The 262-nt window shown below is 66.0% G+C and carries 1 protein-coding gene; it reads right to left on the reverse strand.

The features are described from left to right. A partial coding sequence (locus tag KVP70_RS33685) for a condensation domain-containing protein (RefSeq protein WP_217946774.1) occupies nucleotides 1-262 on the reverse strand: 262 nt, incomplete at both ends.

A 262-nucleotide genomic window follows, 5' to 3' on the forward strand; every position in this document is an offset into this window, starting at 1 on the left:
GGGTGCTGTCCTTGACTTGCGCCAGCAGGGCGGCCACGCTCGGGTCGTCTGCCAGTTGCACCCGCAGCGCCAGGGTGTTGACGAAGAAGCCGATCATGGCTTCGATCTCGCTGCGCTGGCGGTTGGCAACCGGGCTGCCGATCACGATGTCTGACTGCCCGCTCAGCCGCGCCAGCAGGATCGACCAGCCGGCCAGCAGGGTCATGAACAGGGTGCTGCCATGGCGCTGGCTGAATGCCTTCAAATCACGCGTCAGCTCGGC

This window comes from Duganella violaceipulchra (genome assembly GCF_019166075.1).
In the GTDB taxonomy this organism is placed as follows: domain Bacteria; phylum Pseudomonadota; class Gammaproteobacteria; order Burkholderiales; family Burkholderiaceae_D; genus Rugamonas; species Rugamonas violaceipulchra.